Consider the following 18,547-nt stretch of genomic DNA (forward strand, 5'->3'; position numbering starts at 1 on the left):
CGCCGGCCCGCCGGTCAGGTCTGCGGTTTTCCGCCGGCGTAGCGGCTGATGATCAGGGCGACCAGGATGATGCCGCCGTAGATCGCCTTCAGCCACTCCGCGGGCACCTGCGCGATGCGCAGCAGGCTGTCCACCGACTGCAGCAGCAGCACCCCGGTCAGCGCGCCGACCACCGTGCCCTTGCCGCCGTCCAGCGAGACGCCGCCGATCACCGCCGCGGCGAACACCTGCAGGATCAGGCCGTCGCCCTGGTCCGCGCCGAGGGCGCCGACGTAGCCGGTGTAGGCCAGTCCGCCGATCGCGGCCAGCACCCCGGCCACCACGAACACGATCCACGAGATCCGGTCCACCCGGATGCCCGCCGCGCGCGCCGCCTCGCGGTTGCCGCCGATCGCGTACAGCGACCGGCCCGCCCGGTGGTAGCGCAGGCCGAGCCCGAAGAGCAGGAACAGCACCGCGGCCAGCCACACCGACATCGGCAGCCCGGCGAACGTCGTGGTCGCCAGGGCGGTGAACGCGTCCAGCCGGTCGAACAGGGTCTTTCCGTCGGTGGTGCCGATCTGCGTGCCGCGCAGCACGGTGAGCATCGCCAGCGTCACGATGAACGCGTTCAGTTTCAGCTTCACAATCAGGAAGCCGTTCACGAAGCCGATCAGCGCGCCGGCCACCGGGATCGCCAGCAGACCGAGCGCGGCCGGCCATCCGGTGCCGAACCCGGAGGAGGCGGACGGGATCACCAGCATCGCGCCGATCGCCGGTGCGATGCCCATGGTCGATTCCAGGGACAGGTCGAACTTGCCGGTGAGCAGCACCAGCGATTCACCCAGCACCACCAGCGACAGCGCGGCCGCCGCGGACAGGATGCTGATCACGTTGTCGAAGGTGAGGAACGTGTCGCTGATCAGGCCGCCGATCACGAACACGACCACGAGCGCGGGCAGCAGCGCGAGTTCACGCAGCCACAGCGCGCCCCGCCGCCGCGCCGGCCGGGCAGGAACCGCGGTCCGCGGGTCGCTCATCAGGTCATGCACGGGGACCAGCTCCTTCGATACCGGCCACCAGAGCACTGTCCGCCCAGCCGGCCCCGTGCTCGGCCACCACCGCACCGGCCCGCAGCACCAGCACCCGGTCGGCCAGCCGCAGATCGTCCAGCTCGTCGCTCACCAGCAGCACCGCCTTCCCCTCGGCCCGCACCCGGTCGACGACCGCGAGCAGCGCCTCCTTCGACTTCACGTCCACCCCCGCGGTCGGATTGATCAGGACCACCAGGCGCGGATCGCTCTCCAGCGCGCGGGCGAGCACCACCTTCTGCTGGTTCCCGCCGGAAAGATCGGACACCGGCTGCTCCGGCCCGGCGGCCACGATGCCGTAATCGGACAGCGCACGGGCACCGCGGCTGCGGCGGACCTTCGGTGGGGCGAAACCGCCGCGGCCCAGCCGGTCGAGCACCGAGAGGGTGGCGTTGTCCATGACCGAATGTCCCAGTACGAGTCCCTGGTGGTGCCGGTCGCGCGGAACGCAGCCGACGCCCGCGTGCACCGCCGCGGCGATGTCCCCGGGCGGTAGCCGTCTTCCTTCCACCGCAACGATTCCCGCCGTGGGCGAGCGCAGGCCGTACACGGTCTCGGCGACCTGGTGTTTGCCGCTCGCGTTGCTGCCCGCCAGTCCGACGACCTCGCCGCGGCGGACGCGCAGCGACACGTCGTGGAAGCCGTCACCAGACAGCGTGTCGACAGTGAGCACCTCGTCGGCGTCGACGGCCAGCGGATCCCGGACGGCGGCGTCACGGACCGAAAGCCCGCCCTGTTCCCCGGTCATGGCGTCGACCAGCGCGGCCCTGCTGACGTCCTCGACCGGCGCGGTCAGCACATGCCGTGCGTCGCGCAGCACGGTGACCGCCTGGCACACCTCGTGCACCTCGTGCAGATGGTGGGAGATGAACAGGAACGTCACGCCGCTGCTTCGCAGGTGCCGCATGCGTTCGAAGAGCCGCTCGATCGCCTGGCTGTCCAGCTGCGCGGTCGGCTCGTCGAGCACGATGAAGCGCGCGCCGTAGCTGAGTGCCCTGGCGATCTCGACGAGCTGCCGGTCCTCCACCGACAGCTCGCCCGCCGGCGTGTCCACCGGCACCCGCACGTCCCACGAGTCGAGCAGCTCACTGGCCTGCCGGCGCAGCTTCTTCCAGCCGATCGCGAACCCGCCGCGCGCATGCCGGTTGAGGAACAGGTTCTCCGCGACGCTCAGCTGCGGCACCACCATGGCGTGCTGGTACACGCACGCCACCCGTGCCTTCCACTCGTCCTGTTTGGACAGTGGCGGCGCCGGCTCGCCGCCGAAGGACACGCTTCCGGTGTCCGTACCGGACAACCCGGTGAGGATGGACACGAGCGTGGACTTGCCCGCGCCGTTGCGGCCGACCAGCGCGTGCGATTCACCGGGCCGCACGGTGAGGCTGACGTCGTGCAGTGCCACGGTCGGCCCGTAGCGTTTGCCGACGCCCGCCGCGTGCACCACCGGCGCGCTCACAGGTGGTTACCCCACAACGCTTTGTCGTCCACGTTCGCCTTCGTGACCACCGGTGCGGGCAGCTGGTCCTCCAAAATGCCCGGCGAGACTTCGACGATCTGCGAACCGTGGTCGGTCGGGCCGGGCTTGAACGTCTCCCCCGCCATCGCCTTCTTCAGCCAGTACATGCCGTATTTGGCGTAGGCGTCGGCCGGCTGCGACACAGTCGCGTCGAGTTCGCCGCTGCGGATCGCGGCCAGCTCCTGCGGGATGCCGTCGTTGCTCACCAGCACCACGTGCCGCGGATCGCCGGCCGGGAACAGCAGATTCTTGCGCTTGAGCGCCTGCTCGGTCGGCGCGAGGTAGATCCCGCCCGCCTGCATGTACGCGCCCTTGATGTCCGGGTTCGCGGTGAGCAGGCTGTCCAGCCCGGAGGAAGCCTTGTCCGCCTTCCACTCCGCGGCGATCTCCAGCACCTTGACCGCCGGGTACTTCTGCTTCATGCATTCGCGGAACGCGGCCGAGCGGTCGCGGCCGTTGACCGAGGCCAGATCGCCCATCACCTGCACGACCTTGCCGCTTTTCACCCGCTTGCCGATCTCGTCACAGGCCTTGGTGCCATACGCCTTGTTGTCCGCGCGCACGACCATGGCCACTGTGCCGCTCTCCGGCGCGACGTCCACCGCGACCACCGGAACACCCTTGTTCTCGGCCTGTTTGAGCCCGGCGACCACCGCGGCGGAGTCGACCGGGGTCACGACCAGTCCCTTGATGCCCTGGTTGAGCAGCGTGCCGATGTCGGTGATCAGCTTCGCCGCGTCGTTGTCCGCGTTCACCGTCGGGAGCGCGTCCAGGCCCTGTTCCTTCGCCATCTGCGGCACGTAGTTGTGGTAGGCCTGCCAGAACGGCGAGGTCAGCAGTGGCACGGTCGCGCCCACTCTGCCGCCGGCGGCGCCGCCGGACGAGGCCGGTTTGTCCTTCGTCGACCCGCACGCGCCGAGCACCACACCGCAGACGGCCACCGCGGCGGCCAACCGGATCACCTTGGTACGCACTGCATCCTCCTTGACGACTCGCGTGGGAGATCAGTTCTGCACAGGTCCTCGTGGCCGCAGCCCGTACATGCCGCCGTCGACCGCGAGCGCGGTTCCGGTGGTCGACGCCGAGAGCGGACTGGCCAGGTACACCACCGCGTTCGCCACCTCGTCCGCGGTGACCAGCCGGCCCATCGGCTGCCGGGCGGCCAGCGCCGTCCGTTCCGCGGCCGGATCGGCGGCCGAGTCGAGCAATCTGCCGACCCACGGCGTGTCCGCGGTACCCGGGCACACGCAGTTGACGCGGATTCCGTCCGGCAGGTGGTCGGTGGCCATCGCCAGGGTCAGCGCCAGCACCGCGCCCTTGGTGGCCGAGTACAGCGCGCGGGCGGGCAGCCCGGCCCAGGCCGCGATGGAGCAGGTGTTGACCACCGCGGCCGCGGGCGAGTCCTGCAGGTGCGGCAACGCGGCGCGCGCCGTGCGGACCATGCCGACCACGTTCACGTCGTAGACGCGGTGCCATTCGTCGTCACCGTTGGCGGTCACGTCGCCCTGCGCACCGATACCCGCGTTGTTGACCAGGATGTCGAGCCGGCCGAAGCGCTCGGCCACTGCGTCCACCGCGGCCCGGACCTCGACGTCGGCAGTGACGTCGCACCGGAACCCGGTCAGCGGCGCGGGCAGGCCGTCCGTGCCCAGATCCAGCACGGCGACCTGGGCACCGCGCCGGGCCAGCAGGTTCGCGGTGGCCAGGCCGATCCCGGAAGCACCGCCGGTGACCACGGCGACCAGTCCCTCGAATTCGCTCACTGCGCACGCTCCGTCCACTCCGGACCGTCAGGGAAGCGGAACCGGCGCAACGTCGCGTCGTGCATCCGCGCGGAGAACCCCGGTGCGGCCGGGGCGAGGTAGCGGCCGTTGCGCACGACGGCCGGATCGGTGAAGTGCTCGTGCAGATGGTCGACCCATTCGATGGTGCGGCCGGCATCGGTACCGGACACCGCGACGAAGTCGACCATGGACAGGTGCTGCACCAGCTCGCACAGCCCGACACCGCCGGCGTGCGGGCACACTGGAACGCCGAACTTGGCTGCCAGCAACAGGATGGCGAGGTTTTCGTTCACCCCGCCGACGCGCGCGGCGTCGAGCTGCAGCACGGACAGCCCACCGGCCTGCAGCAGCTGCTTGAACACCACCCTGTTCTGCACGTGTTCCCCGGTCGCCACGCGGATCGGTGCGAGTGCCTTCGCGATGGCCGCGTGTGCGAGCACATCGTCGGGAGAGGTCGGCTCTTCGATCCAGTACGGGTCGAACGGCGCCAGCTCGGTCATCCACGACACCGCGGTGGCCACGTCCCAGCGCTGGTTCGCGTCGACGGCGATGCGAATGTCCGGGCCCACCGTTTCACGGGCCAGCTTCATCCGCCGCACGTCGTCGGAAAGCCTGCCGCCGACTTTCAGCTTGATCATCTCGAAACCGTCGGCCACGGCCTGTTCGGCCAGCCGCACCAGCTTCGCGTCGGAGTAGCCGAGCCAGCCGGGCGACGTGCTGTACGCGGGGTAGCCCTCGGCTTCGAGCTTCGCGATCCGTTCCGCTCGGCCGGGCTCGGCCTCGCGCAGGATGTCCAGCGCTTCCTGCTCGGTGAGCGCGTCGGACAGATAGCGGAAGTCGACCAGCGAGACCAGCTCTTCGGGAGTCATCCCCGCGGCGAACTTCCACAGCGGCAACCCGGCTCGGCGCGCGGCCAGGTCCCACGCGGCGTTGACCACCGCGCCGATGGCCATGTGCGAGACGCCCTTTTCCGGTCCCAGCCACCGCAATTGCGAGTCGCCGATCAGGTCGCGGGACAAGTCGCCGAGTGCCCGGGCGTCCTCGGGCACCTCACGGCCGACGACGTGCGGGGCGAGCGCGCGGATGGCGGCGGCCTGCACGTCGTTGCCGCGGCCGATGGTGAAGGCGAACCCGTGGCCGTCGGGACCGCTGTCGGTACGCAGCTCGACGTACGCGGCGGAATAGTCGGGATCCGGATTCATCGCGTCCGACCCGTCCAGCTCCTCCGACGTCGGGAAGCGGACGTCGAGCACTTCCAGGCTCACGATGCGCGCCATCTCAGGCCTGCCTCATGCGCTGGCGCTGCCGGCCGAGACCGTCGATCTCCAGCTCGACGACGTCCCCTTCGCGCAGGTAGGGCTTCGGCTCGGGGTGTCCCAGCGCGACCCCCTCGGGCGTACCGGTGTTGATCAGGTCGCCGGGGCGCAGGACCATGAACTGGCTGAGGTAGTGCACGATCTGCGCGACGGTGAAGACCATGTCCCTGGTGGTCGAGTCCTGGACCTTCCGGCCGTTGACCCAGGTGCGCAGACCGAGGTCCTGCGGGTCGGGGATCTCGTCGGCGGTCACCAGCACCGGGCCGAGCGGGTTGAACGTCTCGCAGTTCTTGCCCTTGTCCCACTGGCCGCCGCGGTGGATCTGGAACTCGCGCTCGGAGACGTCGTTGGACAGCACGTATCCCGCGACGTGCGCGAGGGCCTGGCCGGGGTCGTCCAGGTAGCGCGCGGTCCTGCCGATCACCACGCCGAGTTCCACCTCCCAGTCGGTGCTGGTGGAACGGCGCGGGATCAGCACGTCGTCGTCCGGCCCGGACACGACGTCCGGCGCCTTCATGAACAGCACCGGTTCGGCAGGCACGGCCGCGCCCGTCTCCTCGGCGTGCCGCCGGTAGTTCATGCCGATGCAGACGATCTTGCCCGGCGCCGCGATCGGCGGCCCGGTCCGCCACCCGGTCCCGTCGGCCACCGGCAGCTCCCCCGCCGCGAGCGCGGCCGCGGCCCGCGCGGGGCCGTCACCGGCGAGGAAGGCGCCATCGACGTCCGGGGTGATCCCGGAGAGCTCGTGAAGTGTTCCGTCACCGGCACGGATGAACGGACGCTCGGCTCCCGCCGCCCCGAGACGCACAAACCGCACGGACGTGTCCCCTCTCGCTCGAGTCACTCACTGCAGTACCGCGATACATCCGATGTATAGCGGATCAGTGCCCCTCGAATCTAGAGGAAGCGGGCCATCGGCTCGGGAAAGTGATCGGATCACCAGGGTCGGGAGTGGTCGGGAATGGTTCGAACCACTCCTTGGTTGATCGTGCTCCTCCGGCAGCCCGCGCGCACGTCGGAACCCGCCCGGCCGCGAGCGTGGTCCGGAATACCTCCCGGCGGGTCGCGGTTGCCGGAAGGGGCAGGACTTCCCGGCAGCGGAGGGCGGATGACGAGCGGACCCGAGACCACCCGGCACACCACCGGTGAGGCCAGGCGTGCGGCGGAGGAGAAACCCGGACGCAAGGGCGTCCCAACCGACGCGACAACCATCGACACCGCGACCGGCCCGGCCCGCACGACTGCCGGCACGGCGATCAGCCCGGCCCACACGACCGGCGCAACCACCGACACCACGACCAGTCCCCACACGAGCAGCGCAACCACCGACACCGCGACCGGTCCCCGCACGACCGGCGCGACAGACGTCCCGGAGACGAACGCCTCCGCCGGGCCGCGCTCGTCTGCTCGGCCGGCTCGGCGATGGAGTCTGCTGCTGATCCTCGGGGGGCTGTCCGCGTTCGGGCCGCTGTCCATCGACATGTACCTGCCCGCGCTCCCGCGGATGGCTGCCGATCTGCGCGCCCCCGACACCACCGTCCAGCTCACGCTGACCGCGTTCGTGGTGGGACTGGCCATCGGGCAGATCGTGGCCGGACCGCTGTCGGACGCGCTCGGGCGGAGGCGGCCGCTGCTGGCCGGGCTGGTGCTCTACGCGGCCGGTTCCGTGCTCGCCGCGCTGAGCCCCGGGATCGAGCTGCTCATCGCGGCCCGGGTGCTCGAGGCACTGGGCGCGGCCGCCGGGCTGGTGATTTCCCGCGCCACCGTGCGGGACCTGTACTCCGGCACCGCGATGACCAAGTTCTTCTCCATGCTGATGCTGGTCAACGGGCTGGCCCCGATCCTCGCCCCGGTGATCGGCGGGCAGCTGCTCACTTTCACGTCCTGGCGCGGGGTTTTCGTGGTCCTCACCGCGTTCGGCTTGCTGCTGCTCGTTTCGGCCGCCGTCGCGCTGCCGGAGCCGCTGCCCGCCGAACGTCGCCGTCCTGCGCGGCTCGGCGGCGTTCTGCGCACCTACGGCCACTTGCTGGCCGACCGCACCTTCCTCGGTTACGCGCTCGCCGCCAGTCTGCTGTTCGCCAGCCTGTTCGCATACATCTCGGGTTCTTCCTTCGCCCTGCAAGGCGTGTACGGCCTCAGCCCGCAGCTCTACAGCCTGGTTTTCGGCCTCAACGGCGTCGGCATCGTGCTCGCCGGGCAGCTCAACGGACGCCTCGTCGGCCGCTTCGCCGAGCGGAACCTGCTGCTCACGGGCCTGACCATCGCCGCGGTCGCCGGCACGCTCACCCTGACCGCCACGTTGCTCGCCCTTCCGCTGCCGGGCGTGCTGATTCCGTTGCTGTTCATGGTGTCCAGCGTCGGACTGGTGATGCCGAACGCGAGCTCTCTCGCACTCGACGCGCACGCCCGGTCGGCCGGTTCCGCCGCGGCACTGCTGGGGGTGCTGCAGTTCGCGATCGGCGCGATCGCGACCCCGCTGGTCGGCCTCGGCGGACCGGGCACCGCGGTGCCGATGGCGGCGACGATGGCCGGATTCGGTGTGCTCGCGCTGCTCGCCTCGGCGCTCACCCGGCCAGGTCGGCGAGGTTCCCGTCCCGGAGCTGCTCGGCCGTGACCGTGATCCGCTCGTCCACCAGACGCTGCAAGGCATCGCCGTCGTCCCACTGGTTGACGTTCATCGCGGCGTGCACGGCTCCGTCCGGGCCCAGCCAGAACGCGGTGAAGTCGTAGGCCGACAGGTCTCCGCGGACCACGAGCCGGTCGCTGCCCGGATCGGCCAGCCCGCGGTACTCGCAGCCGATCGCCGGGCCGCCCCGGTCCGGGTCGTACTGGTCGGTGAAGAAGTACGGGCTCTCCAGGTACGGCTCGTGCTCGCCGAAGAGGTTGCCCGCCACGTGCGTGCCGTGCCCGCGCGCGGCCGCCCAGTGCTCGACGCGCACCCGGCGGCCGTAGCGGGGGTGGAAGTGCGAGGCGATGTCGCCGACGGCGTACACGTCCGGAGCCGCCGTGCGCAGGCCCGCGTCGACGCAGACCCCGCCGTCGTCGGCGATCTCGAGGCCCGCCGCGTGCGCGAGATCGACCCGCGGTGCCACGCCGACCGCGATCAGCACCACGTCGGCCGGCAGCTCGTCGCCGCCGGTGAGCCGGACGCCGGTGGGCACGGTGTCCCCGGTGATCGCGGCGACGCCCTCGCCGAGCCGCCACTGCACGCCGTGTTCGGTGTGCAGGTCCCGGAAAACTCCGGCGATTCCGTCGCCGAGCACGTTCGCTAGCGGAAGCTGCTCCGGCGCCACGACGGTCACCTCGGCGCCGTGGGTCCGGGCGGCCGCGGCCGCCTCGGTGCCGATCCAGCCGGCTCCGACGATCACCACGCGCTGGGCTTCGGTGAAGGCGGAACGCAGCTTCAGCGCGTCGTCCAGGGTCCGCAGCGTGTACAGGCCGGGCAGGTCGCCGCCGGGCACGTCCAGCTGCCGCGGCCGGGAGCCGGTGGCCAGCACGAGCCGGTCGTAGCGGTGCTCGCCGCCCGCGTCGTCGAGGACGAGCCGCGCGCCGAGTTCGAGCCGGGTCGCAGTGACCCCGGAGGAGAGGCGGATGTCGTTCTCGGCGTAGAAGTCCTCGCCGTGCACCCAGTCGGGCTCGTCGGCAGCACCGAGCAACACGCCCTTCGACAGCGGCGGCAGCTCGTACGGCCGGTGCGGATCGGTGCCGAGCAGCAGAATGTCCCCACCGAATCCACGCTCCCGCACCGCCGCCGCGGCCGACGCACCCGCCAGCCCGGCCCCGACGACGACGATCTTCCGAGGTTCCGCCATGTCCCGTCCTCCCGAGTCCCCGCGTCCTGCCGCCGGACGGTACTCCCGTCGCCGATCCGCCACACCCCCGTCCGGAGCGCGAAATCGGTGTGCGTAGGCAATTCGGGTGAACCGGCGTAAGAGCCCGCCGCGGCCCCGGTCCCACCGCGGCACGAAGAGCACGCGGAAGAAGTGTGGATCGGAGGGCGAAGCGTGACAGGGCGGGACGAATGGTCGGTGGGCTGCCGGGATCTGGCGGGCAGGCGCAGGGACCTGACGGTGTTCGTGAGCAGTGACGACAAGATCGTGATCGTCGCGCCGCCCGGCGAGGCGGCCGTGCTCGGCCCGCTGGAGGTCGGACGGCTGCGGGCGGCGCTGCGGGATGCCGTGGTGGCGACGGCCGCGCCGGCGCGACGCACCGGAACCGAGTGACAACTACCGTTCCTACTTGCGAGTAGGTAGAGTCGGTGCCGATCGGTGCAGACCCCGAGCAGAAGGTGCCGGCCATGACCACCTATTTCGTGACGGGCGCGACGGGCTTCCTCGGGAAGCGCCTGGTCGCCCGGCTGCTGGCGCGGCGGGACACCACCGCCGTGCACGTCCTCGTCCGCAACACCTCGCGCGAGCGGCTGGACGCGCTCGCCCGCGAGTGGCCGGAGCGCGACCGCCTGGTCCCCGCCGTCGGTGATCTCACCGAACCGCTGCTCGGCCTCGACCCGGCCACCTTCGCCGGGCTGGACCACGTGGTGCACCTCGGCGCCGTCTACGACCTCACCGCGGACGAGGAAACCAACCGCGCCGCGAACGTCGAGGGCACCGGCAACGTGCTGGCCTTCGCCGCGGCCGCCGGGGCGCGGCTGCTGCACCACGTCTCGTCGATCGCCGTGGCGGGCACCCACGCCGGCCGGTTCACCGAATCCGACTTCGACCTCGGGCAGAGCTTCGAATCCCCTTACCATGCCACGAAGTTCGAGGCCGAGAAGCGGGTACGGGACCAGCGGGAGGTGCCGTACCGGGTGTATCGCCCCTCGGCCGTGGTCGGCGATTCGCGCAGCGGCGAGATGGACAAGATCGACGGTCCCTACTACTTCCTGCCGGCCATTTCCCGGCTCGCCGCGCTGCCGGGACGGCTGCCGCTGGCCGCCCCGGACCTCGGCGCCACCAACCTCGTCCCGGTCGACTACGTCGTCACCGCGATGGACTACCTGATGCACCGCGAAGCGCCTTCCGGCAGTACGTACCACCTCGCGTCGCCGCGCCCGCAGAAGCTGCACGAGGTGTACAACGCCTTCGCGCGCGTCGCCGGCGGACCGCGCGTACGGACGACAGTGCCGACGAAGCTGCTTCGCGCGACAGCGTCTCGCCTCGCAGCCGGCGTCGACCGCCTGCCTGCAGGGCGTGCGACGCGCGCGGCTGTGCTGAACGAGCTGGGAGTTCCACTCGAAGTGTTGCCGCACCTCAGCATGGCGGTGGAGTTCGACACCGCGCGAACGACTTCGGAGCTGTACGGCAGCGGTGTCGAGTTGCCCGAGCTTCGCGACTACGCGGAGCCGCTGTATCGGTACTGGCGCGAACATCTCGACCCGGACCGCGCGCGCCGTTCGGGACTGGCTGGGCGCGTCGTCCTCGTGACGGGTGCGTCGTCCGGCATCGGACGGGCGACAGCGCTCAAAGTGGCGCGTCGCGGCGCGAAGGTGGTCTTGGTCGCGCGGCGCGCTGAAGAGCTCGAAGAGCTGCGCGCGGAGATCACCGCGGGCGGCGGTGAAGCCGCGGCGTACCCGTGCGATCTGACCGACGGCGATTCCGTCGACGCGCTCGTGAAAGCCGTCCTCGCCGACCACGGTGCGGTCGACGTACTCGTGAACAACGCAGGTCGGTCGATCCGCCGTTCCGTGCAGCTGGCCACCGAACGTTTCCACGACTACGAGCGCACCATGGCCATCAACTACTTCGGCCCGGTCCGGCTGATCCTCGGCCTGCTGCCGTCGATGACCGAACGCCGCTCCGGCCACGTCGTGAACGTGACGACGATGGGCCTGCAGACCGACACGCCCCGGTTCTCTGCCTACCTCGCTTCGAAAGCGGCGCTGGAGGAGTTCGGCCTGACCGCGGGAAGGGAAACCCTGTCGGACGGCGTCACCTTCAGCTCGGTGCGGATGCCGCTGGTGCGCACCGCGATGATCGCGCCCACCGGCTCGTACCGCGGCCTGCCCGCGAGCTCCCCGGAACGAGCCGCCGCGCTGGTCGTCAAGGCCATCGAACAGCGGCCGCAGATCCTCACCCTGCCCGAGGGCCGCGCCGCCGAACTGGCCGCCCTCGCCGTCCCCGACCTGACCCGGTTCGTCGCGCACCTGGCTTACCGGGTGATGCCGGAGTCCGCGCCGGAAGCACGGAACCGGCCACGCCAGCCCGCACCGGCCGCGGTCGCGGCCACGCTGACCCGGCTCCTGTGGCGGCGCCGCGGATAGCCGACGCACGGGGACACCGTCCGGTCACGGACTGCGAATGCGACGGACGGAACTCCCGCGGACGCAGGTCACTAGGTTAGCCTTACCTCTGTGGCACAGACGATCGAGGAAGCGCCGGCCCGCACCGAGCCGCGGCTGCACGCCGAAGAACTGACCCTGGCCTACGACGGGCGCACCGTCGCCGAATCGCTCGGCGTGGTGATCCCGGACAAGTCGTTCACGGTCATCGTCGGCCCCAACGCCTGCGGCAAGACCACGCTGCTGCGCGCGTTGTCGCGGATGCTCAAGCCGCGCAAGGGCTCGGTGTACCTCGACGGCGAGGTGATCTCCAGCTACGGCGCGAAGGAGGTCGCCCGCAGGCTCGGCCTGCTCCCGCAGAGCTCGGTCGCCCCGGACGGCATCACCGTGGCCGACCTCGTGGCCCGCGGCCGGTACCCGCACCAGAAGCTGCTGCGCCAGTGGTCTCGCGACGACGCCTCGGTGGTCGCCGAGTCCATGCGCGCGACCGGGGTCGAGGACCTCGCCGAACGCCTCGTCGACGAGCTGTCCGGCGGACAGCGCCAGCGCGTGTGGATGGCGATGGCACTGGCCCAGCAGACCGACCTGCTGCTGCTCGACGAGCCGACCACCTACCTGGACATCGCGCACCAGATGGACGTGCTGGACCTGTGCGCGAACCTGCACGTGGACCAGGGCCGCACGCTTGTGGCGGTCCTGCACGACCTCAACCATGCGGCCCGCTACGCCACGCACATGATCGCCATGCGCGACGGGGAGGTCCTCGCCACCGGAACTCCCGCCGAGGTGGTCACCGAGGAGAACGTGGAACGGATCTTCGAACTGCCGTGCCGCGTGATGGAGTGCCCGGAAACCGGGACACCGCTGGTCATCCCGCGCCGCCGGGCGGCGTGAACCGCTAGGTTCGTGCCATGACCCTCGAACGGTGGACCCAGGTCGAGCACTATGTGGACGAAGCGTTGCTGGCCGCCGATCCGGTGCTGGACGCGGCACTCGCCGATTCGGCCGCGGCCGGCCTGCCCCCGATCGCCGTGTCGCCGAGTCAGGGCAAGCTGCTGAACCTGCTGGCGGTCACCGCGGGCGCGCGGTCGATCCTGGAGATCGGCACGCTGGGCGGATACAGCACGATCTGGCTGGCGCGCGCCCTGCCCTCCGGCGGCCGGCTGGTCACCTGCGAATACGAGCCGAAGCACGCCGAGGTCGCGCGCGCGAACCTCGACCGCGCCGGCTTCGGGCCGGACGTGGCGGAGATCCACGTCGGTGCCGCGCTCGACACGCTGCCGAAGCTCACCGGACCGTTCGACTTCGTGTTCGTCGACGCGGACAAGACCAATCTCGCGGGGTACGTCGAAGCAGTGTTCCGGCTGTCCCGGCCGGGCACCACGATCGTGCTGGACAACGTGGTCCGCAACGGCGCGGTGGCCGATGCCGCCGACCCCGATCCGTCGGTACGCGGCGTGCGACGGATGTTCGACCTCCTACGAGGCGACGCCCGCTTCGACGCGACGGCCATCCAGACCGTCGGCGACAAGGGGTACGACGGCTTCCTGCTCGCCCGCGTCCGCTGAGCCCGGTCCAGCTGAACCGGGTCCGCCGACCTGGTCCGCTGAACCCGCGCCCGCCCAGCGTCCTGCCAAGCCCAGTTCGCCAAGCCCGGCCCGCCGGCCCGCCGGACCCGGTCACCGGCTCATGAACGCCCGCCAGATGTCGGCGGGCACGTCGCTGCCGGCCAGTCTTCTGCCATCGGCCTCGAACAGCCGCCGCTCGTCGTCCGAGCCGATCCACACCGCGGTCGCGAGTCGGCGGGTGTAGCCGACCGCCCAGGCGTCCTGCGTGTCCTCGGAACTGCCGTGCTGGAATTCGCCCGTACGCAACGCCGCGGCGCGGCCACCGGGCAGGGTGGCCGGCAAGGTCGCAGTCACCTGATCGGCGATCCGACGGCTGGTGCCCTCGTCCGGCGAGAACGCCGGCGTGCGGCTGTCCTCGTGCTGCCACACCACATCGCCGTCCTGGTCGAGGATTTTGTCCACCAGATGCGGCGTCGTCCGCATACCGCCGGCCGCGAACGTCGCGTACGCACCGGCCACGTCCAGCGGCCGCAACGGGTAACGGCCCACGGCGATGCCGGAGCCGATCAGATAGCCGTCCTTCTCCCGCAGGGTCGGCGTGCCGTCCATGGTTGCCGGGATCCCGGCGTCCCGGGCCGCGGCGCTCACCGCGTCCGGACCGAGCCGCTTGGCCAGCGCGATGTACGGGGTGTCCGCGCCCGAAGACATCGCGGTGCGCAGGGTGCACGACTGCGGGCACCCTGGCGGGTAAGCGAAATCCTCGCCGAGGAAGTTGATCTTCTCCGGCGACGGTACCCGCTCGTCCGGCGAAGTACCCGTGCGCAGCGCGCCTGCCAGTGTGAACGGGTAGAAGGCCGAACCGAGCGGATGCGCAGTGCCCGCGTAGTCGCGCACACCGTTGTCGCCGCCGTCGTATGCCCGCACAGCGCCGTTCACCGGGTCCACGGACACCAGCCCACCGCGGAATTCCTTCGGTTCGCCGCGCAGCCGGTCGTGCAGCGTCGAGCGCGCGGCGGCCTGCGCGCCCCGGTCCAGCGTCGTCTGCACGATCAGGTTTCCTTGCTGCAGGCGGGAAAGCGGGAAGCCGTCCCGCTCCAGTTCGGCCAGCACCTGCTGCTTCACGTGGTACTCGTCGTAGCCCAGCCGCTCACGCGTCTGACCGGGCGGGCGGATGTCCGCGCCGGGATAGGTCATCGCGGCCGCCTCGGCGCCGTGCACGTACCCGCGTTCGACCAGCTTGTCCCGCACGTAGGCCCAGCGTTTGGCGGAGTGCGCGTCGCCGGAGACGGCCGGGTCGTGCACCGAAGGCGACTGGATCATCCCGGCCAGGAAGGCGGCTTCGCTCCAGGTCATGGTGTCGTCGAGCGGGCGGCCGAAGAAGGCGTTCATTCCCGCCGCGGGCCCGAACGTGCCGCGGCCGAAGGAGATGATGTTGACGTAGCTCTCGAAGATCCGTTCCTTGCTCTGCTGCTGGGTGATCTTCGTGGCGAGCACCAGCTCCTGCAGCTTGCGGCCCAGCGTCGCATCCTCGTCGCCGGTGGACTTCTTGATGTACTGCTGGGTGATCCCCGACCCGCCGCCGACGCCGGTGAGCAGCGCCCGGCCGATCCCGGTGGGGTCGAAGCCGGCGTTGTCCCAGAACGTCGGGTCCTCGGTGGCCACGATCGCGGCACGCAGCTTCTCCGGCACCTTGTCATACGGTACGAACCGCCGGTCACCGTCCTCGGGCACGACACGCAGCAGCTCGCCGCCGTCGGCGTAGCGCAGGGGCACGGTCTTGCTCAGCGAGTCCAGCACCGCCTGCGGACTACGGACGTCGAGCAGCAAGTAGGCGATCCAGAACGCGATCAGCGGCAGGCCGACGGCGGCGCCGCCCACGCAGTAGGCGACCCGCCGGACCCGCCGCCACCGCCGGCGGCGTTCGATTCGGCGGTCTTCAACGGCCGATTCCTCGTCAGTCGAGCTCTCCACCCCGGCCATGACGAGCGACCGGAGGAAAAGGTTCAGCGGATCCGGTGATCAATTCACGCGAGGAAGGCACGCAGCAGTGAAGCGGTGCCCTCGACGTGCTCGGCCATCGCCTGCCGCGCGGCCGCCGGATCGCCGGCCAGTATCGCGTCGACGATCGCCTGGTGCTGCACGTTCGAATGCCCCAGGTTGGGCTCGAGCAGCGGGATCCGGTCGAGCAGCTGGTTGACCCGGGTCCGTGCGTCGGCCACGGCCGTGGTGAGCGAGCCGGACGCGGTGACCTCGGCGATCGCCAGGTGCAGCCGCGAGTCGCGGCGCCGGTAGTCGGCGAGCCCGGCCGCCTCGGCCTCGGCCAGCGTCCCGGTGAGGTGCTGCCGGTCGGCGGGGCTCAGCGTGCGGGCGGCAGCCGCCTCGGCAGCCCCGTTCTCCAGCACGTACCGCAGGCACAGCGCGTCCTCCAGCTCGGTGCCGTCGATCTCGCCGGTGACCCGCTCGGCCGGATCGGGCAGCACGTCGCTGACGAAGGTCCCGCCGTAGCGCCCCCGCCGCGACACCACGTACCCCGCGTCGGCCAGCGCCCGGATCGCCTCCCGCAACGTCACCCGGCTCACCCCGAGCCGCTCGGCCAGCTCCCGCTCGGACGGCAGCCGCTCCCCCGCACCGACCACTCCGAGCCGGACAGCCTGCAGCAACCGCTCGACCGTCTCCTCGAAGGCGTTCCCGGCGCGCACGGGCCGGAACAGCGCCTCGTTCGCACTCACCACCGAGCTTTCCACGGGCTCGAGTCTAGGCTTCCCGGGTACTGCCACCGCCCGGGCGCGCGAGCCGGCCACCCTGGTCAGCGGTCCGCCTGGTAGCTGCGCACCAGCGGAAGGAAGAGCTCGTCGACGATCGACCGGACACGGGCGGGTGCCGGCGGTTCGAGGTTCATGAGCAGATCGTGGCGCAGCAGGTCGAACGGCAGATCGAGCAGCGCGGAGGGCAACTTCGCCAGGTCGATTTCGCCACGGTCGTGGGCACGGTGGTAGAGCGCGCGGACCCCTTCGGTGGTGAGCATCCGGTCCCGCACCTGCGTGGGGGTCAGACCGGTGTCGTACAGCAAGCCGGAGAACGCGGCGGCCGCGGCGATCGCGAAGAACCCGGCAAGGGCTTCACCCACGGCGGTCAGGGAGGCGAGCAGATCGCCGCGCAGCGCGCCGGTGTCCGCGTCGGCGATCGGATTGGCGGCACGGTGGTGCTCGACCGCGGCGAGCACCAACGCGTCTTTGTTGGCCCAGCGCCGGTAGAGCACGGCCTCGCTGGTCCGGGCACGGACGGCGACCGACCCCATGGTCAGGCGCGCGTACCCCGTCTCGACCAGCTCCTCCCATCCGGCGGCGAGGATCGCGGACTCGAGTTCCTTGCCGTGCCGGCGACGGCGCACGGGTTCTTCGGCGACCACGAGCTCACCATAGAAAGCTTTGCCTTTCTTGCCAAGCGGACCTATGCTCGCTAGAAAGAAATCACTTTCTTAGGGGATGCCATGCTGGGACCGAAGCCGCCGTCGCAGGTGCTGATCGCCGGAGCCGGACCGTCGGGACTGATGCTGGCCTGCGAACTCGCACGCCGCGATGTTCCGTTCCGGCTCCTCGAGTCGGCCCCCGGCCCGCAGGCCGGCTCGCGCGGCAAGGGCATCCAGCCGCGCACCCTCGAAGTGTTCGATGACCTCGGCATCGTCGATCGCGTGCTCGCTCACGGCCGGATGGCGATGCCGATGTGCTCCACAGCGCCGGACGGCCGGATCGTCTCCGGCGGCGCCGGCACCGCAGAAGCCCGCTCCGACGTCCCTTATCCGGCAAGCCTGATCACCCCCGAATGGCGAGTCGAGGAGGCGCTCCGGCTGCGGCTGGCGGAGCTCGGCGGCACGGTGGAGTTCGGCACTGCACTTGGCAGCTTCGAGCAGTCGAGCGAGGCCGTGTCCGCAACGGTGGTCCGGGACGGCGTGGCGGAAACGGTCACTGCGCGCTGGCTCGTCGGCTGCGACGGCGGGCACAGTGCCGTCCGCAAGCGGGCGGGAATCGCGTTCCCTGGCGAAACCCGCGACGAGATGCGGATGATCGTGGCCGATGTCGAGGTCGACGGTCTCGGCCGCGAAGCCTGGCACACGTGGTGGCACGAGGAAGGCTTCGCCAGTCTCTGCCCGCTGCCCTCGACCGGTGTGTTCCAGTATCAGGCGACCATCGCGCCGGGACAGGACGGCGAACTCAGCCTCGCGAACCTGCAGCGGATCTTCGACCGGCGCAGCGGACGCACCGACATCCGCCTCCACGAGCCGGAGTGGTCGTCGTTGTGGCGCGCCAACATCCGCCTCGCCGACCGCTTCCGCGCGGGTCGCGTGTTCCTCGCCGGCGATGCGGCGCACATCCACTCACCGGCCGGCGGCCAGGGGATGAACACCGGCATCCAGGACGCGTACAACCTCGGCTGGAAAATCGCCGCCGTCGCGAACGGGGCCCCACCGGCCCTGCTGGACAGCTACGAAACCGAACGGCAGCCGGTCGCCGCCGGTGTGCTCACACTGTCGAACTCCCGTCTCGAGCAGACACTCGAAAACAAGAGCCTGCCTGCCGGCGGCGACGCCGACACCAGGCAGCTCACCGTCGGCTACCGCGGCTCGCCGCTGGCCCGTGACGATCGTGACGAAATCGCCCGGCTTCGCGCCGGCGACCGCGCTCCCGACGCGACCGGTCTGTGCACAGTGGACGGCAAACGCCGCCTGTTCGACCTGATGCGAGGCGAACACTTCACCCTGCTGGATTTCGGGACCACTGCGGACCTGCCGCAGGCACCCGGCCTCCGGATCTTCCACGTCGTCGAAGAACCGGCCGAACCCAGCGACGTCGCCGACACCGAAGGCCTGCTCGCCGCGGCTTATCAGGCCTCCGGCCAGACCCTCGTACTGATCCGGCCCGACGGGTACCTCGCGCTGATCTCCGACGCCGGCGACGCTGCCGCCGTATCGGACTACCTGGCCGCGATCGGCAGCTCCACCTGAGGCCGAGGCAGTGC

16 protein-coding genes are annotated in these 18,547 nt (G+C 70.9%); 6 read left to right on the plus strand and 10 right to left on the minus strand.

The window, feature by feature from the left end; all coding sequences use genetic code 11:
• Positions 1 to 14 precede the first annotated feature (14 nt).
• Genes BJY18_RS14260 through BJY18_RS14285 form a run of 6 tightly spaced genes read right to left on the minus strand, consistent with a single transcriptional unit; the run spans position 15 to position 6,503 of the window.
• Positions 15 to 1,031: an ABC transporter permease gene (locus BJY18_RS14260; RefSeq protein ID WP_184780444.1), complete on the minus strand. Its 1,017-nt coding sequence runs from the start codon at positions 1,029 to 1,031 to the stop codon at positions 15 to 17.
• On the minus strand, positions 1,024 to 2,526 hold the full coding sequence (locus tag BJY18_RS14265) for a sugar ABC transporter ATP-binding protein (RefSeq protein WP_184780445.1): 1,503 nt from the start codon (positions 2,524 to 2,526) through the stop codon (positions 1,024 to 1,026). Before BJY18_RS14265 ends, BJY18_RS14260 begins: the two co-directional genes overlap by 8 nt.
• Positions 2,523 to 3,560: a sugar ABC transporter substrate-binding protein gene (locus tag BJY18_RS14270; RefSeq protein ID WP_376774664.1), complete on the minus strand. Its 1,038-nt coding sequence runs from the start codon at positions 3,558 to 3,560 to the stop codon at positions 2,523 to 2,525. Before BJY18_RS14270 ends, BJY18_RS14265 begins: the two co-directional genes overlap by 4 nt.
• 30 nt (positions 3,561 to 3,590) lie before the next feature.
• On the minus strand, positions 3,591 to 4,349 hold the full coding sequence (locus tag BJY18_RS14275) for an SDR family NAD(P)-dependent oxidoreductase (RefSeq protein ID WP_184780446.1): 759 nt from the start codon (positions 4,347 to 4,349) through the stop codon (positions 3,591 to 3,593).
• Positions 4,346 to 5,647, minus strand: a complete 1,302-nt coding sequence (locus tag BJY18_RS14280) for an enolase C-terminal domain-like protein (RefSeq protein WP_184780447.1) — start codon at positions 5,645 to 5,647, stop codon at positions 4,346 to 4,348. Before BJY18_RS14280 ends, BJY18_RS14275 begins: the two co-directional genes overlap by 4 nt.
• Position 5,648: 1 nt before the next feature.
• Entirely contained in the window at positions 5,649 to 6,503 is an 855-nt protein-coding gene (locus tag BJY18_RS14285; protein WP_184780448.1) for a fumarylacetoacetate hydrolase family protein, read from the minus strand.
• A gap of 291 nt (positions 6,504 to 6,794) precedes the next feature.
• Here BJY18_RS14285 and BJY18_RS14290 point away from each other — a divergent pair, with 291 nt between their 5' ends.
• Entirely contained in the window at positions 6,795 to 8,300 is a 1,506-nt protein-coding gene (locus BJY18_RS14290) for a multidrug effflux MFS transporter (RefSeq protein WP_246458866.1), read from the plus strand.
• Here BJY18_RS14290 and BJY18_RS14295 read toward each other — a convergent pair.
• On the minus strand, positions 8,251 to 9,498 hold the full coding sequence (locus tag BJY18_RS14295) for an NAD(P)/FAD-dependent oxidoreductase (RefSeq protein ID WP_184780449.1): 1,248 nt from the start codon (positions 9,496 to 9,498) through the stop codon (positions 8,251 to 8,253). The two genes, BJY18_RS14290 and BJY18_RS14295, sit on opposite strands and share 50 nt — an antisense overlap.
• 192 nt (positions 9,499 to 9,690) lie before the next feature.
• Here BJY18_RS14295 and BJY18_RS14300 point away from each other — a divergent pair, with 192 nt between their 5' ends.
• From BJY18_RS14300 to BJY18_RS14315, 4 genes are all read left to right on the plus strand, one after another.
• Positions 9,691 to 9,909, plus strand: coding sequence for a hypothetical protein (locus BJY18_RS14300; protein WP_184780450.1), 219 nt, complete (start codon positions 9,691 to 9,693; stop codon positions 9,907 to 9,909).
• A gap of 74 nt (positions 9,910 to 9,983) precedes the next feature.
• Positions 9,984 to 11,945 (plus strand): SDR family oxidoreductase, encoded by a 1,962-nt coding sequence (locus BJY18_RS14305; protein ID WP_184780451.1) that lies wholly within the window; start codon positions 9,984 to 9,986, stop codon positions 11,943 to 11,945.
• A 90-nt stretch (positions 11,946 to 12,035) separates the two neighbouring features.
• Complete coding sequence (locus tag BJY18_RS14310) at positions 12,036 to 12,857, plus strand: ABC transporter ATP-binding protein (RefSeq protein WP_184780452.1); 822 nt, start codon at positions 12,036 to 12,038, stop codon at positions 12,855 to 12,857.
• Between the two features lie 17 nt (positions 12,858 to 12,874).
• Positions 12,875 to 13,531, plus strand: a complete 657-nt coding sequence (locus BJY18_RS14315; RefSeq protein ID WP_184780453.1) for an O-methyltransferase — start codon at positions 12,875 to 12,877, stop codon at positions 13,529 to 13,531.
• A gap of 111 nt (positions 13,532 to 13,642) precedes the next feature.
• Here BJY18_RS14315 and BJY18_RS14320 read toward each other — a convergent pair whose 3' ends face one another.
• The 3 genes from BJY18_RS14320 to BJY18_RS14330 all read right to left on the minus strand — a co-directional run bounded on the left by BJY18_RS14320 (position 13,643) and on the right by BJY18_RS14330 (position 16,940).
• Positions 13,643 to 15,502: a transglycosylase domain-containing protein gene (locus BJY18_RS14320; protein ID WP_312873843.1), complete on the minus strand. Its 1,860-nt coding sequence runs from the start codon at positions 15,500 to 15,502 to the stop codon at positions 13,643 to 13,645.
• Positions 15,503 to 15,555: 53 nt separating this feature from the next.
• The gene (locus tag BJY18_RS14325) at positions 15,556 to 16,275 is read right to left on the minus strand and encodes a FadR/GntR family transcriptional regulator (protein WP_184780455.1); all 720 of its coding nucleotides are present in this window, start codon (positions 16,273 to 16,275) and stop codon (positions 15,556 to 15,558) included.
• 62 nt (positions 16,276 to 16,337) lie between these two features.
• The gene (locus BJY18_RS14330) at positions 16,338 to 16,940 is read right to left on the minus strand and encodes a TetR/AcrR family transcriptional regulator (protein ID WP_184780456.1); all 603 of its coding nucleotides are present in this window, start codon (positions 16,938 to 16,940) and stop codon (positions 16,338 to 16,340) included.
• 81 nt (positions 16,941 to 17,021) lie between these two features.
• Between BJY18_RS14330 and BJY18_RS14335 the strand changes: the two genes are divergently transcribed.
• Positions 17,022 to 18,533: an FAD-dependent oxidoreductase gene (locus BJY18_RS14335; RefSeq protein ID WP_184780457.1), complete on the plus strand. Its 1,512-nt coding sequence runs from the start codon at positions 17,022 to 17,024 to the stop codon at positions 18,531 to 18,533.
• Positions 18,534 to 18,547: the final 14 nt, after the last annotated feature.

The organism is Amycolatopsis jiangsuensis, from assembly GCF_014204865.1.
Taxonomy (GTDB): domain Bacteria; phylum Actinomycetota; class Actinomycetes; order Mycobacteriales; family Pseudonocardiaceae; genus Amycolatopsis; species Amycolatopsis jiangsuensis.

Bases quoted from the DNA above. Each gene is read 5' to 3' on its own strand.
- BJY18_RS14315 (WP_184780453.1), top strand. From the start codon at position 12,875: ATGACCCTCGAACGGTGGACCCAGGTCGAGCACTATGTGGACGAAGCG.
- BJY18_RS14305 (WP_184780451.1), top strand. From the start codon at position 9,984: ATGACCACCTATTTCGTGACGGGCGCGACGGGCTTCCTCGGGAAGCGC.
- BJY18_RS14280 (WP_184780447.1), bottom strand. From the start codon at position 5,647: ATGGCGCGCATCGTGAGCCTGGAAGTGCTCGACGTCCGCTTCCCGACG.
- BJY18_RS14335 (WP_184780457.1), top strand. From the start codon at position 17,022: ATGCTGGGACCGAAGCCGCCGTCGCAGGTGCTGATCGCCGGAGCCGGA.
- BJY18_RS14295 (WP_184780449.1), bottom strand. From the start codon at position 9,498: ATGGCGGAACCTCGGAAGATCGTCGTCGTCGGGGCCGGGCTGGCGGGT.
- BJY18_RS14290 (WP_246458866.1), top strand. From the start codon at position 6,795: ATGACGAGCGGACCCGAGACCACCCGGCACACCACCGGTGAGGCCAGG.